Consider the following 13,925-nt stretch of genomic DNA (forward strand, 5'->3'; position numbering starts at 1 on the left):
TGTGATGGTCGCCATACCCTCTGAGATTCCTTCGCAGCCCGAGGCCAGGAGCCCGCTGCATGCCCCCGGCCTCCACGAGAGCGGGCTGAAGCACACCAGCGGCGAGGCCCTGTACGTGGATGATCTGCCCGCTCCGCCGGGCTTGCTGGTGGGCCATGTGATCGCCTCGCCCCACGCTCATGCGCGGTTGGTGCGCCGGGATGCCCGGAGGGCCCTCTCGCTCCCGGGCGTGCATGCCGTCCTGTTCGCTCAGGACATCCCCGGGGCCAATGACGTGAGCCCGGTTCGGGGCGTGCACGACGAGCCGCTGCTGGCGACGGACGAGGTGCACTGCATCGGGCAGGCCGTGGCCTTCGTGGTGGCAGAGAGCGCGGCGCTGTGCCGGCAGGCCGCCGCGCTGGTGGAACTGGAGTACGAGGTGCTCCCCGCCTGCCTCACCATCGGCGAGGCGATCGAGAAGAGCCTGTTCATCCCCCACCCCTTCTATCCGAACCCGCATGTCATCCGCCGGGGGGAGCCGGAGGCGGCCCTCATCGCCGCGCCGGTCCGCATCCAGGGCGAGTGCATGACCGGGGCGCAGGACCACTTCTACCTGGAGACGCAGGTGTCGCAGGCGGTGCTGGAGGAGGACGGGGCGGTGCGCCTCTGGTCCTCGACGCAGCACCCCTCGGAGGTGCAGGAGAAGGTGGCGGAGGTGCTGGGGCTGGGGCGGCACCAGGTGACGGTGGAGGTGCCGCGCATGGGAGGCGGCTTCGGTGGCAAGGAGACGCAGGCGGCGCCCTTCGCGGCGCTCGCGGCGCTCGCGGCGTACGCCACCCGGCGGCCTGTGAAAGTCTGGCTGAACCGGGATCAGGACATGGAGCAGACGGGGAAGCGCCACCCGTTCTGGGCCCGCTATGACGCGGGCTTCTCCGAGGACGGGCGGCTGCTGGCGCTCAAGGCCGACCTGGTATCCGACGGCGGGTGGAGCAATGACCTGTCGCACGCCATCCTGGATCGCGCGCTGTTCCACATGGACAACACCTACTTCCTGCCGCACGTGGAGGTGCGGGGGCGGGTGGCGCGGACGAACCAGCCCTCCAACACGGCGTTCCGCGGCTTCGGTGGGCCGCAGGGGATGTACGTGGTGGAGGAGGTGATCAACCGCGCGGCCGAGCGGCTGGCGCTGGATCCGGCCGAGGTGCGGCGGCGGAACTACTACCGCGAGGCGCCCGAGAACCAGACGCACTACGGGCAGGCGGTGGAGGGCAACCGGATTCCGCGCATCCACGCGGAGCTGATGACCTCGAGCGAGTACGCGCGTCGCCGGGCGGAGATCGACCAGTTCAACGCCTCCTCGCAGTGGACGAAGCGGGGTATTGCCTACCAGCCGGTGAAGTTCGGCATCTCGTTCACCACGAGCTTCCTCAACCAGGCGGGGGCCTTCGTCGTCATCTACGCGGACGGGACGGTGCAGCTGAACCACGGCGGCACGGAGATGGGACAGGGCCTGCACACGAAGATGCGGACGGTGTGCGCGCACGAGCTGGGCGTGCCGGTGGAGCACGTGCGGGTGATGACCACGGCCACGGACAAGGTGCCCAACACCTCGGCCACGGCGGCCTCGAGCGGCTCGGACCTGAACGGGATGGCGGTGAAGGCCGCCTGCGAGGTGCTGCGTGAGAGGATGCGGCCCGTGGCCGCGAAGCTGCTGCAGGTGGAAGGCGAGCCGGAGCGAGTGGTCTTCTCGGCAGGGAAGGCGTTCGTGCCGGGGCTCGCGCAGCGCACCCTGAGCTTCGAGGAGGTGACGCGAGCGGCGTACGCGGCCCAGGTGTCACTGTCCGCGACGGGGTACTACCGGACGCCGGACATCGGGTACGACCGGATGACGGGGCGGGGCAAGCCGTTCCACTACTACGCCTTTGGTGGCGCCGTGGTGGAGGTGGAGGTGTCGGGCCTGACGGGAGAGCACCGCGTCCGCCGCGTGGACATCCTGCACGACGTGGGCAGCTCGCTGGTGCCCACCATCGACAAGGGGCAGGTGGAGGGTGGCTTCATCCAGGGGGTGGGGTGGCTGACGTGCGAGGAGGTCCTCATTGATGCGAAGGGACGGCTCCTGACGCACTCGCCGGACACGTACAAGATCCCCGCGCTCGGGGATGCGCCCGAGGACTTCCGCGTGGCACTGCTGGAGCGTGCGCCCCAGGAGGACACCATTCACGGGAGCAAGGCGGTGGGCGAGCCGCCGCTCATGCTCGCCATCGGGGCGGTGACGGCGCTGCGGCACGCGATCGGGGCCTTCGGTCCGCCGCGCACGGAGGTGCAGCTTGCGTCCCCCGCGACGCCTGAGGCCATCCTCCGTGCGGTGGAGACAGCCCGGGCGCCCAAGCGCTAGAGCACCCGGCGCGAGGGCACCAGCGCGTTGGCGAAGAGCAGGCCCACGGCGATGGCCACCGCCACCAGCAGCATGGAGAACGCCGTGCCTACGCCGGCGACCACGTCCCGCGCGAGCAGGGACTCCAGGCTGCGGAAGCCCAGGCTCCCTGGCACGAGCAGCATCATCCCGGGCACGATGGTGACGACCGACGGCCGGTTGCGCAGTCGGGACAGGGCGTTGCTCGCCATGCCGAGCAGCAGTGCTCCGGCGAAGGCCCCCAGCTCCGTGCCCAACCCACGTGCTCCGAGGCGCGCTCCGGCGAAGGCCAGGGCTCCCGCGGCGATGATCCATCCAATATCCGCCGGCCGCGCCCGGAAGAGCACCGTCACCGCCGCCGCCACCACCACCAGCGCTCCCACCGCCGTCCAGAAGGGAAGTGGAGCAGAGGGCAGCCCCGCCGGTGGCATGGGCAGCAGCTCGGCCACCCTCTCTCCCAGCGCCACGCCAAAGATGAGCTGGAGGAACACGAGCGCCGCGGCCGTGAGCCGTGAGGCGCCGGAGATGAGGTGGCGCGAGGCCAGCTCGTTGATGGCCACCGTCAGCCCGAGCCCCGGCAGCAGGACGATGAGCCCGGCCAGCGTGGCCACCTGGACGGACAGCGGCCCGAGGACACTGGCCGCCGTGACGGCCAGGGCTGAGGCCAACAACGCGGCCACCGGCTCCAGCACCCGGGCGGCCCGGGGGTTGCGGCGTGTGAGCTGGTCCAGCACGCCGATGGCGAGACTGCTCATCGCCGCCACGCCCATCTCCCGAAGCCCCCCGCCGAACAGCCTCGCCGCGGATCCGGCCGCGAGCGTCCAGCAGAGCAGGGTGATGAGACGCCCGTAGCGCGGGGGGGCCTGGAGGATGGTCTCCACCCGCGCGGCACCCACATCCGGAGAGATCGTCGCGTGGATGACCTCCTGAGCGAGCTCATCCAGCAGCGTCAGCCGCTCGAGATCCATCACCCCGGGCTCCACGCGGATGAGGCTCGTCTGGAGCGCTTCGGGCGGACCGAAGGAGGCGAAGATGGAGGTGGGCGTGGAGAAGAAGCGCGCCTGAATGCCGAAGCGCTCCGAGACCTGGTGGAGCTGCTCCTCCAGCCGGTGGGCGGGGGTGCCGTACTGGTGAAGGGCTTGGCCCAGCCGCAGGATGAACGCCACCACCGGCCCAGGGGGCGGCTCGCGGAACGCGGAGGGGTATTCGGGCGGATGCACGCGCCGCACATGGCAGAGCCCTCCCGGCGAGTCAAACCTCCTCGCAGGCCAGCGAGCCTGGACGACAGAGTCCTTGACTCCAGAGGACTGCCAGCGTGCGCTGGGCGCGCCATGGAACTGCTCACCCCCCGTCTGCGCCTGCGCGAGTTCGAGGAGGACGACTGGCGCGCCACCTGGCCGTACGAGTCCGACCCAGAGGTCGTCCGGTATCAATCCCACGGAGTCCGGACGCCTGAGGAGAGCCTGAAATACATCCAGGACTCCATGGCCACGGCTCTGGAGTCACCTCGGCGCATCCATGATCTGGCGGTGGTGCTTCGGGAGGACGGGCGGCTCCTGGGCCGCTGTGGACTGAAGGTGGTTGATGCCGAGCAGCGCGAGGGCGCACTCTGGTACGTCCTCGATCGCTCTCAGTGGGGCAAGGGCTACATCTCGGAGGCGTCCGAGGCGATGCTGGACTTCGGCTTCGGGACGCTGGGCCTGCACCGGGTGTGGGCGGACTGCGATCCGCGCAACGCGGGCTCCGTGGGCGTGCTCCGGAAGCTCGGGTTCCGGCTGGAGGCTCACTTCCGGGAGAACACCTTCCTCAAGGGCGAGTGGTGCGACTCGCTCATCCAGGCCATCCTCGACCGGGAGTGGGCGGCTCGCCCCAAGCGCTAGCCAGAAGCGTGGACCGCCGGGCTGAAACAGCACCCGGCGGTCCCTGCAGCCGGGGTGAGGCTCTTAGTGAGTCTTCGTGGACAGGTCATCCAGCGGCGCGGTGGGGGGATGCGCGAGCCCGTCGGAGAGACCGCCTTGGACTCCACTGCCTTCGATGACGCTGGCCATGTTTCTTCCTGTGGATGACACGTGCCGCAGGAGCGGCTTGCTGGCCGCACGCACGGCACACCATGAAAGAAAGCCAGGTACGGCAAGGCCTCGACCAGACAGGAGTGCTCACACTGGCTGCGGAGCAGCCGACGGAGCCGCCGCGTGCATGGAAAGGAATGAAGCGCGGGGGCTGTACGGTGGTTCCAGGTGGGAATAAATGAGGGAGGCGAAGAGGGAGACCGTGAGCCGGAAGAGGACACCGCGGTGGCTGGAGGCGGCGCGGCTGCGCAAAGAGACTCCACCGTCAGGAGGAAGGGCGGACTGGCTGGCGCGCGCGCTGGGCCGGGCGGGGGTGATGCCTCGGGCGGAGGCGGAGCGCGTCATTCGCGAGGGGCGGGTGGAGGTGGCGGGCCGAGTGGAGCGAGAGCCTTCCGCGCCGGTGCACCCGGGAGTGGAGGTGCGCGTGGACGGGCAGGTGCGCAGCCTCGAGGCGCCGCTGCTCGTGTGGATGTTCCACAAACCCGCGGGTGTCATCGTCGCGGGGACGGACCCGGAAGGGGTGGGGACGGTGTTCGACCGTCTGCGCGCGGTGCTGACCGCCGGCATGCAGGGCTTCGAGTGGTACGCCATCGGCAGGCTGGATCGGGACACCACGGGCCTGCTGCTCTTCACCAATGATGAGCGAGTGGTGCAGCACGGCACCTCACCGGAGACACACCTGCCCAAGCGCTACGTGGCGGAGGTGGCGGGCCGGCCCTCGGAGGCGGCACTCGCGCGGCTCCGGCAAGGGCTGGTGCTGGACGATGGGCCCACGCGGCCGGCGGGGGTGCGGCTGCTCGGGCCGGATCGTGTGGAGCTGGTACTCACGGAGGGGCGCCACCATCAGGTGAAGCGCATGCTCGCGGCGGTGGGGCACCCGGTTCGTGCCCTGCACCGGGAGGCCGTAGGGGGGTGGTGCTGGATGTGCCCGTGGCCGCGGGGCGTGGGCTCAGTGTCACAGAAGTGTCCGAAGGGCTTGGGTTCCGCGGACATACTGCTCAAGAGCCCGGGTAGCCAAGGTGCTCAGGAGGCCCAGCCCCAGCGCCAGCAGGTGACGGATCGTGAGCCCGTGGCGCGGATGACCCTGCAGCGGGCTCATGTGTCTCTGCTGGGGATGGGAGCGCACCCACCCCGGTCATCATGGGGTCCGGGGCAGGGCGGAAGTCGGAGCATGGAGGCTCGGGCAGGGAGCCTGCTGCCGGCGGCACCTCCAGCAAACCTGTCAGACAACCAGACAGGTTCGGAGAGGCCGCGTCCGGCAGCTCGCTCCCTTCGGACTCAGGGTTGGAGGCCTGCTCACGGAGTGGCTCCACCGCGGGGGGAGGAACCTCAGGCAGGTCGTCTGTCTTGGGGACAGGCGCGAGGCGGCGGAGCAGGCGCTCATCGGCCACCTGGAGCAATGCCGACAGCTCTCGACGCAGCACCGGAGTGTCCCTCTCGCCGAGGGCGTGGAACGCGCAGAGGGCCCACTGGTGAATCGCCTTGGAGTCCAGGTGGGGGAGCACCCACCCAGCCATTCCCCGAAAGGATCGCTCCAGCGACTGGATGAGCAGCGCGTGTCCGGGGCGGTCCGCCGCACGTGCCGCAAGCCGAAGCAGCTCGAACTCCAGCTTTGCCCAGAGGCTGGGTTCCTCCTGCCAGCGAGCAGCATCGCGCAGCGCGAAGCAGGAGTCTCGCAGCTGATCCAGGGCTGTCTCAGGGGCGCTCTCGCAACAGGCCACCAGCAGCTCGACCGTCACCTCCCGCTTGAGGGCGAAGTAACCTTCCAGCAGCCGCCGCCGCTCTGGGAGTGCAGGGCCCTGGCCATGCAGCGCCACGCCCAGGTTCTCGAGCGTCACCGACTCGTCCAGCGCCAACGCGCGGCTCCTCCGGCCGGGGTGCTGCACCACCAGGCCTCGTGTGGCCAGGCGCAGCAGGGCTTCCCGGACGGTGGCTCGAGAAACACCATAGCGCCGCGCCAGCGTCTGCTCTGAGGGAAGAAGTCCATCCTCAGGCAGCTGGCCCTGAGAAATCACCCGCTCGAGTTCCTCCGCGACGCGCGCGACGAGCCCCATCCGTTCCATGTCCGCCACCCTTCTCGTTGCAAGTGGCAGCCATGAAATCAGGCGAGTCTGACATTCGAGCCAGGAGGTGAGGGCTACCGTGGCAGCTCACGGACGCGCTCGGCGGCGACGGCTTCGGACGAGAGCAGGGCGGTCTGAGCCACCTGGTCCCAGAGCCAGCCACGCAAAGTCTCCACGGTGGTGGCCAGGGCCTGGATGTCCGCGTGGAGGCGCTCGTTCCATGGCACCATCTCCGCATGTCTCACCCGGGCTCGTAGCGACTCCAGCGCTCGCTGCTGCTCCTCCAGCGCCGTGAAGTAGGGCTCCGCCACGCCATGCAGGAAGTCTCGGCGCCGCTGACGGAGCGCCTCGCCTGCACCCTCCAAGGCCTTCCGCACCAGCCGCAGCGCCTTGGTGCCGTCGAACACGCGCAGCGCCAGCGCCACCCGGACATCCGCGCACTGAGCCAGCAGCGGGTTGAGGCCTGGCGGGTACGCATCCAGCCTGGACTGGAAGGCCTTCACGCCGCGCACGTACGCGTCCACGTCTCCCGAGTAGAGCCCGAAGTGCAGGAAGAAGCCTCGGTACACGTCGCGCGTGGCGTACTTCCAGGCCTCTTGGATGTCCTTCATGTGGTAGTCGCGGAAGCCGCGCATGTACTCGAAGAGGTCCCGCACCTCCTTGCGGTTGCGGTAGGGCTCGGAGCGCTCCACCTCGACGGGGATCTCCGCGCGGCTCGTCACCATGTCGAAGATGGCACGGCTCGTCGCGCGATCGGTGATGCCCATGTCTCGGAGCGCCTCGTAGTAGCTGAGCATCTTCACGTAGCGGCTCAGCGAGAACACCTCGTGGTACAGCGTCCAGAAGCTGAAGAAGGTGGCCTCGTCCTCGGAGGCCTTCAGCGCGCGTGCGTACTGATCCCAGACAGGGCCCTCGGGTGGAGGAGTGGGCGGCACGGGCTCGCCCTCTACGTACCAGCGCTCGAAGTCCGAGGGGCCCGGCAGCGTGTAGTTGCCCAGCGCGAAGTGGAACGCGTCATGGGACCAGTGGAGCCCCTGGAGCGCCCGGTTCTCGCCGCGATCGGCAGCCATGAAGACGCGGAAGGCGGCCTTGAAGAAGGAGCGGTCCGCTTCGTTCTGCGGGTAGGCCACCCGCACGCCGTACTCGTGCTGCAGGAGCGTCATCAGCCGCGCGTAGGTGGGGGCCTGAAGCTGCTCCTGCTCGATGGAGGAGTAGGTCTTCAGGCGCCGCTGCACCGTCGAGCCATGCGTCATCGTGTCCAGGAACGCGAGCCGGGTCTCGACGGGAGCAGAGCGGGCCTCGCGGAAGGGATCCAGTCCCAGCTCGCCGCCTAGCGAGAGCAGCCCGGAGACGATGATCGGGTCGCGCACCCGGCCCTCGGAGACGGCGCGGGACAGCTCGGGGGCGCGGATGAGGAACACGTCCCCCGGGAGCGCCTGCAGCCGTGAGACATCCAGCTCACAGGCCACACGGTGGCGCACCTCGCTGCTCACCGTGGGCGCCGGCTCCGCGCCAGGGCCAAGCCGCTGGAGCGAGCGCACCCCCACGGGCTGTCCGAGCGCCGCGCCCAGCCTTCGCTCGACCAGCCCAGGCAGCGCCGCGTTCGAGTCCAGCGCTCGGGCTTCGGCCTCCGAGAGGAAGAAGCCGGTGGCGTTCACGTAGTGCGGGTGGATGGGCAGGTCATAGAGGGGCTGGAGCATCCGGCGCTCCAGCACGGAGGGGCGGAGCTCGGACCAGAGGAGGAAGTAGGTCTCTCCGCCGTGGCGCACGAAGGGGAGGACGACGAGCGACTGGCCCGTGCCCGGTGTGACGACCTCCCACCACTGGCCCTCCAGGTGGACGCGGTGCGCGCGGAGGAAGCGCAGGTCCGCACCCGTGGGCGGCACCCGTCGCCGGAACCCCGCGGCGGTCTCCGCGTCGAGCCCCCGCTCCACGAAGGCCGCCAGCCGCTCCGCGTCCCAGACTCGCCCGAGCTCACGCTCGAGCAGGGCCCGGGCCCCCGGAGAGTCCTCTGCTGGCGGGCGTTGAGAGGCAGGGCCCGGGCCCACGAGCGCGCGCAGGAGCAGGACGAGATCCTCGCTGTGGACGTGAGCACCGGCCTCCAACTCGCGCAGGAGCGTCTCCGCGGGGCGGAAGAGGAGGCGGTGGTGCCCACCATCCCACTCCACATCGATCTCCGGCGAGGGAGGCGGGTGGACGGCGACGAACAGGGGCAGCGACAGCTCGGTGAGGTAGCCGATGGAGCGCGCGTAGGCCGGCAGGGGGATCTTCAGGCGCCGCTCATCCATGGAGATGCGGGTGCGCGCATTGAAGACGGAGCGGCCGTACTCGAGGATGTCCCCAGTCTCGTCGACGCCGGCGAAGTCGATGCCCACGGGCTCCAGGCCGAGCAGGGGCGCGCCGCGCACGGCCCGGGAGGCGCGGCGGCGTTGGAGCACGCCCACGTGCAGCTCGCCCTCGTGCTCGAAGTAGGGGATGACCTGGCGGGTGTCGAGCCTGCGGCGGCTGGCGATCTCGAACGTCGTGCCTCCCACCTCCCACGCGCCGAGCATGAGGAAGGAGGGGGAGCCCGTGAGGGCCTCGGGGATGGCTTCTCGGGAGGAGGAGGAGGAGGGCACGGATCAGCTCCGAGAGGGTGCGGGGGAGCCGAAGCGAGAGAGGAGGGTCTCCAGCACGGCGGGTTCTCGCGGGTTGTTGAAGTGGCGCGCGCCGGGAGCGAGGACGACCTCCGCGCCGAGCCGCTCTTCCCACAGGCGCCGGTTGCGCGCGTGGTCCGCGGTGAACGGATCATTGTCCGACAGCAGCACGACGAAGCGGCGGGCCGCGGCGCGCACGCGGGCAAGGTCCACGGGCGTCTCGATCCAGGGGACGATGCTCTCCCAGGGCTTGTCCACGTCCCACCAGGCCGCAACGAGCAGCGCCCCGTCGATGACGTGCCCGGGAGGAAGGGTGGCCAGGTAGCGAAGGACGGCCTGACACCCGACGCTGTGGCCCATGAGGACGGTGGAGGGCGCAGGCGTGGGGCCTACGGCCGTGGCGAGTGCCCCCACCCAGGCCTCGATCGTGGGCTGGGCGGGGTGGGGCATGTCGAGCGTGCGGACGGAGGAGAGGCCCTGCCGGGCTTCCCGGATCTGTGCTTCGAGCCAGGAGTAGAAGTCGGTATCGGGCCGGCCAGCCCAGCGCGGGACGATGAAGAGGGGGCGATCCATGCGTGAACCTCATAGCTGCTCGATCAGGCTGCTCCAGGCGCGGTACTGCTCTTCCGTCCACACCCCTCGCGTGAGCCACTCCACCACGGAGGCTGGCTCCACGAAGTGGCCCTCATGCTGCAACCTCAGGTGCATGCCTGGGCGAAGCTCCGCCACGAAGCCGCGCTGGACCAGCACCGCGGCCAGCCACTGCACCAGCAGGAGGCGAGCACGCTGGCGCTTGGCCTCGGGTGAGAGGATGTCGAGCCCTGGGGGCCGCACCCGGTCCCAGAGCCCGGGGCCCTCGCGCAGCAGCTCCGGCAGCGAGCTCAGCGGCGTGCGGCGTGGATCCAGGGCACCGCCCGTGAGGTGCCGGGCAATCTCCGGCAGGATGATCTTCTCGCCCAGCTCTCCCCACCGCAAGGAGACGAGGCTGCCGCGGGTCTTCTGCTCGTAGAACACCTCCTCCGCGTGGGCCTCTCCGCCGAGCAGCTCGATGCAACCTCCTGTCTCGAGCTCCTTCAGCGGCAGAGGCTCGCCTTCGCGGGGCCCCTCGTGCCCGAGCGAGCGCAGCCGCTCCTCGAACGGCGGGTGCGAGTCCCACGGCGACGGCGGGCGGCGGGCCTCCTCCTCGATGTCATGCATGATCTCCGCCCGCCAGGACTTCTCTCGGAGGAAGGCGCGGAACCCCTCCAGCAAGGGGATGCGCACGCTCTTCTCGATGATGGGGATGACGTCATGGTGGAGGTAGGCGCTCCAGAGCGGTGCCAGCACATGCGCCTTGTGCAGGGCCCGGGCGGTCGCCTCGGGGCCGCACGTCCGGGCTGCCAGCGCATCCGCGGCCAGCTCCTGCTGGCGCGACACGGCGCCCGACACCCGGAGGAACACCTGGCCATAGAGGCGGAAGGGCACGTCGAGGAAGAAGGCCGAGTCCTCCAGCGTGTCCACAGCCGAGGCAATGGCGGACCGCGTGCGGTACACCCAGGGGCCGAGCGTCAGATCTCCCCCCGCATGGTGGCCGAACTCGTGCGCGAGCACGGAGGCCAGCTCCTCGCGCGAGAGGAGGGCGAACATCGGGAAGCCCACCCCGACGATCGCCTCTCGCCGCAGGCCGAACCAGCGCCGCTCCATGGAGATGAAGGCGGTGGCCTGGTCCGCCAGGAACAGCCTGCGCGGCACTCGCGACCCCACTTGCCGGGCCACATCATCGACGAGGGCGTGCAGGGCTGGGAAGCGCTCCTGGGACAGATACTCGAGCTCCTCACGCTGCCGCCGGAACGACCAGCGGGGCCGCAGCGCCCACAGGACGGTGAGCGCACCCGCGGCGGAGAAGAACCCGGCCCACCCCAGCCCTCCGGAGTAGAGGCTCTCGGCGACCGGCACCCACGCGAGCGCGGCGACCACCACGAGCCCCAGCACCCAGAAGCCCGCCCAGAGGACGAGCGTCAGCAGCGCACGGCGGGTGGTGCTCTGCGAGCTCACGGTGCCACGCTCTCCACGAGCACAGGCTGGGACACGCCGTTGATCAGGCGCACGTCCTGGGAGCGCGAGTCCTGGAAGGCCTGCAGCGCCCCGAGCACCACCAGCACTATCACCCCCAGCGCCAGGGCACGGCTCCAGAGCCAGGGCAGGGGGCCCATCGGCACGCGCGCGAAGAGCGTCCAGGAGCGGTTGAAGGCGCCGCTGCCTTCGCCGGGGCGCACCACATAGGCCCCCAGGGGCAGCAGCGGGAGGGCGAAGAGCGCGACGACACAGTGAGTGGCGATGTGCGTGCCATCCAGGGAGTCCGGCTCCGCGGTGCCGAGCAGCGTGGAGCCGAACCCATTCACGGTCCCCAGCCAGGGGTTCTTGTGGAGGGGGCGTGCGAAGAGCCTCCGCTGGCGAAGCAGCGAGTCAATGAGCTCCCGATGCGAGCGCAGGCGTCCCAGCCAGCGGGCCCAGCGCAGCGCGCGATAGAGCCGGAACGGGTCTCCGTGCTCCACGGCGTGCAACACCCCCGGGTCCTCGCACAGAGGCTTGAGCTCCGGGATGCGCTGTAGGAGGCCCGCCGGATCCTGAATCATCACCTTCTCCGTAAGAGGTGCGGCCTACCACTCAGCGCCGGGGAGCGGGGACGCCTCGCGGAAGATGCGGATGATGCGGCCCTCGTCGTGGGCGGGGTGGAAGCCAGTGGCCTCGCGGAAGCGGCGGTTGTCCACGACGATGGGGTACTTGATGTGGGACAGCGCGCCCTCGGAGGTACGAGGGAAGCCGAAGCGCCCCAGGAGCCGAGCGAGCAGGGGCCCGGGCAGCGGCACGGGCGTGCGGCCCGTCTCTCGGATGATGACGGAGAAGGGGACGGGCGGCGGGCCGGCCACGTTGAAGATGCCGCGGAGGCGCTTCTCCAGCGCGAGCTGGAGGGCGGTGACGACATCCTCCTCCTGGATGACATGGAAGAGCGGATCATAGCCGAGCACCATCGGCACCCGCCGGCCGCGCAGGAAGCTGGCGAGCGTCCCCGTGCCGGGGGCGCCCAGCGTGTAGACGATGCGCAGCACGGCGGTGGTCATCTCGGGCATGCGCCAGAGCGCGGTGGCGGCGTAGAGATCGGCGGCGACGAGATCGGCCAGCTCGGGCACCTTCTCCAGGGCGCGCGGGGGCTCGTCCTCGGAGTGGTAGAGCGGAGAGTCCGAGGCGGCGCCATAGAAGGTGTGGCGGCCGACGAAGAGCACCTGCTTCACGCCGTAGTCCCGGCAGTGATCGAAGACGGCCTTGGTGCCATCCAGGTTGATGCGGCCGCGCTCCCCGCCCCGCACGCTGAGCGCGGTGACGGTGGCCATGTGGATGACGGCCTCCGGGCGGCGGCGGCGGAAGACGTCCTCCGCGGCGCGCTTGCGCACATCCACCCGGTGGAACTCGATGCCCTCGGGCGCGCTGGACCAGGGGCGCACGTCAATGCCGAGCACCTCGTGCCCGGCGTCGAGCAGCCGCGTGGCCAGCTTGCGGGCAATGCCACCGGCGATGCCGAGGATGAGGACCCTCATGGCCCTCGCCTCTGGTGCCGGAGCTCACGTCCCCGCTCGATGAGCCCGGCGACACGCGACTTCACCTGCGCGACGTAGCCGGCGATGACGTCGTCATCCTCGTCCCCGGTGCCGGAGAAGGTGAGGGGCTCGCCATAGTGGAGCTCCACGGGGGCGGGCAGGGGCAGGGGCAGCAGGTACGGGGTGACGGGGACGTAGGGGACTCCCAGCAGGCGCCCCAGCCCGTAGAGGTTGGCGATGGTGGGCACGGCCGTGCCGCCGCCGAGGATGCCGACGGGGACGATGGGGGCGCGCGTCTGCAGGGCCAGGCGCATGAAGCCCGTGCCGAAGTCCACCAGCGAGTAGCGCTCGCGGTAGAGCTTGGCGGTGCCGCGCGCGCCCTCGGGGAAGACCATGAGCAGGCGGTCGTCCTCGAGCAGCCGGTGCGCGTGCTCGGGCAGGCCGGTGAACTGGCCGGTGCGGCTCGTCCACAGCGAGGCGAAGGGGAAGCGGTTGAGGAACTTCTCGGCCATGCCCTGGCCAAGCCGGGGCGGCTCCATCTCCAGGAAGAGGGAGGTGATGAGCATGGCCCCATCAATGGCATAGCCCCCCGAGTGGTTGCCTACGATCATGGCCCGCCCGCGCGGCGGCACGTGCTCGATGCCGTAGCACTTCACCCGGAAGTAGTAGCGGTAGAGCACGGCGAAGGCGGAGGCCGCCAAGGCAACGTGCTTCTTGGAGATGCCATACGGATCGACGCCGAACTCGTTGAACGGCAGCTCCAGCCGGTTGATCCGCTCCGCAATGGACTCTTCGCGCGCCACCCGGCAACCGTAGCACCGTGGCGCCTGAGGCGGTGCGCGTCTTTGCAGTTTCGGACACCTCCCTGGCAGGTAGAGTCGGCGCAGGAGGAGCGCGACAGATGAGCGATGCGAAGAAGCCGGCAGTGGGCTCGGTAGGTTGGATGGATCTCACCGTGAAGGACGCGGTGGCGGTGCGCGACTTCTACCAGGAGGTGGCGGGCTGGAAGGCGACCCCGCTGGACATGGGGGGGTACGAGGACTTCGTGATGACCGCGCCCGGGAGGGAGGAGCCCGTCTCTGGGGTGTGCCACGCGCGGGGCTCGAACGCGGGCCTTCCCCCCGTGTGGCTCATCTACATCACCGTGGAGGATCTGGACCGGAGCGTGGAGCGGGTGCAGCAGAAGGGGG

General features: G+C 70.2%; 11 protein-coding genes and 1 pseudogene. 4 read left to right on the forward strand and 8 right to left on the reverse strand.

Annotated features, from left to right (window positions below):
- The first annotated feature begins 4 nt into the window (after positions 1–4).
- Positions 5–2,374 (forward strand): xanthine dehydrogenase molybdopterin binding subunit, encoded by a 2,370-nt coding sequence (gene xdhB / locus VD972_RS13440; protein WP_324986363.1) that lies wholly within the window; start codon positions 5–7, stop codon positions 2,372–2,374.
- Here xdhB and VD972_RS13445 read toward each other — a convergent pair.
- Entirely contained in the window at positions 2,371–3,612 is a 1,242-nt protein-coding gene (locus tag VD972_RS13445) for a threonine/serine ThrE exporter family protein (RefSeq protein WP_324986366.1), read from the reverse strand. The two genes, xdhB and VD972_RS13445, sit on opposite strands and share 4 nt — an antisense overlap.
- 111 nt (positions 3,613–3,723) lie before the next feature.
- Between VD972_RS13445 and VD972_RS13450 the strand changes: the two genes are divergently transcribed.
- Positions 3,724–4,272, forward strand: coding sequence for a GNAT family N-acetyltransferase (locus VD972_RS13450; RefSeq protein ID WP_324986369.1), 549 nt, complete (start codon positions 3,724–3,726; stop codon positions 4,270–4,272).
- 367 nt (positions 4,273–4,639) lie between these two features.
- Positions 4,640–5,475 (forward strand): annotated as a pseudogene (locus VD972_RS45485) (pseudouridine synthase).
- Here VD972_RS45485 and VD972_RS13460 read toward each other — a convergent pair.
- From VD972_RS13460 to VD972_RS13490, 7 genes are all read right to left on the reverse strand, one after another.
- Entirely contained in the window at positions 5,460–6,524 is a 1,065-nt protein-coding gene (locus VD972_RS13460; RefSeq protein WP_324986373.1) for a FadR/GntR family transcriptional regulator, read from the reverse strand. The pseudogene VD972_RS45485 and the gene VD972_RS13460 overlap by 16 nt on opposite strands.
- 74 nt (positions 6,525–6,598) lie before the next feature.
- On the reverse strand, positions 6,599–9,142 hold the full coding sequence (locus VD972_RS13465) for a hypothetical protein (protein WP_324986376.1): 2,544 nt from the start codon (positions 9,140–9,142) through the stop codon (positions 6,599–6,601).
- Positions 9,143–9,145: 3 nt separating this feature from the next.
- Complete coding sequence (locus VD972_RS13470) at positions 9,146–9,733, reverse strand: RBBP9/YdeN family alpha/beta hydrolase (RefSeq protein ID WP_324986379.1); 588 nt, start codon at positions 9,731–9,733, stop codon at positions 9,146–9,148.
- Between the two features lie 9 nt (positions 9,734–9,742).
- A complete protein-coding gene (locus VD972_RS13475; protein WP_324986382.1) occupies positions 9,743–11,194 on the reverse strand; it encodes a M48 family metallopeptidase in 1,452 nt (483 codons plus the stop codon).
- A complete protein-coding gene (locus tag VD972_RS13480; protein ID WP_324986385.1) occupies positions 11,191–11,775 on the reverse strand; it encodes a hypothetical protein in 585 nt (194 codons plus the stop codon). Before VD972_RS13480 ends, VD972_RS13475 begins: the two co-directional genes overlap by 4 nt.
- A gap of 24 nt (positions 11,776–11,799) precedes the next feature.
- The gene (locus tag VD972_RS13485) at positions 11,800–12,735 is read right to left on the reverse strand and encodes an SDR family oxidoreductase (RefSeq protein WP_324986388.1); all 936 of its coding nucleotides are present in this window, start codon (positions 12,733–12,735) and stop codon (positions 11,800–11,802) included.
- Positions 12,732–13,538, reverse strand: a complete 807-nt coding sequence (locus tag VD972_RS13490) for a lysophospholipid acyltransferase family protein (protein WP_324986390.1) — start codon at positions 13,536–13,538, stop codon at positions 12,732–12,734. The genes VD972_RS13485 and VD972_RS13490 overlap by 4 nt, the downstream gene beginning before the upstream one ends.
- Before the next feature lie 98 nt (positions 13,539–13,636).
- On the opposite strand from VD972_RS13490, the gene VD972_RS13495 reads away from it, so the two are divergent.
- A partial coding sequence (locus VD972_RS13495; protein WP_324986393.1) for a VOC family protein occupies positions 13,637–13,925 on the forward strand: 289 nt, incomplete at its 3' end.

The organism is Hyalangium sp. (assembly GCF_035629615.1).
Taxonomy (GTDB): Bacteria; Myxococcota; Myxococcia; order Myxococcales; family Myxococcaceae; genus Hyalangium.

What these genes read in the sequence shown, in the direction of transcription:
- xdhB (WP_324986363.1), top strand. Translation starts at nt 5, where the DNA reads ATGGTCGCCATACCCTCTGAGATTCCTTCGCAGCCCGAGGCCAGGAGC.
- VD972_RS13450 (WP_324986369.1), top strand. Translation starts at nt 3,724, where the DNA reads ATGGAACTGCTCACCCCCCGTCTGCGCCTGCGCGAGTTCGAGGAGGAC.
- VD972_RS13460 (WP_324986373.1), bottom strand. Translation starts at nt 6,524, where the DNA reads ATGGAACGGATGGGGCTCGTCGCGCGCGTCGCGGAGGAACTCGAGCGG.
- VD972_RS13470 (WP_324986379.1), bottom strand. Translation starts at nt 9,733, where the DNA reads ATGGATCGCCCCCTCTTCATCGTCCCGCGCTGGGCTGGCCGGCCCGAT.
- VD972_RS13480 (WP_324986385.1), bottom strand. Translation starts at nt 11,775, where the DNA reads ATGATTCAGGATCCGGCGGGCCTCCTACAGCGCATCCCGGAGCTCAAG.
- VD972_RS13485 (WP_324986388.1), bottom strand. Translation starts at nt 12,735, where the DNA reads ATGAGGGTCCTCATCCTCGGCATCGCCGGTGGCATTGCCCGCAAGCTG.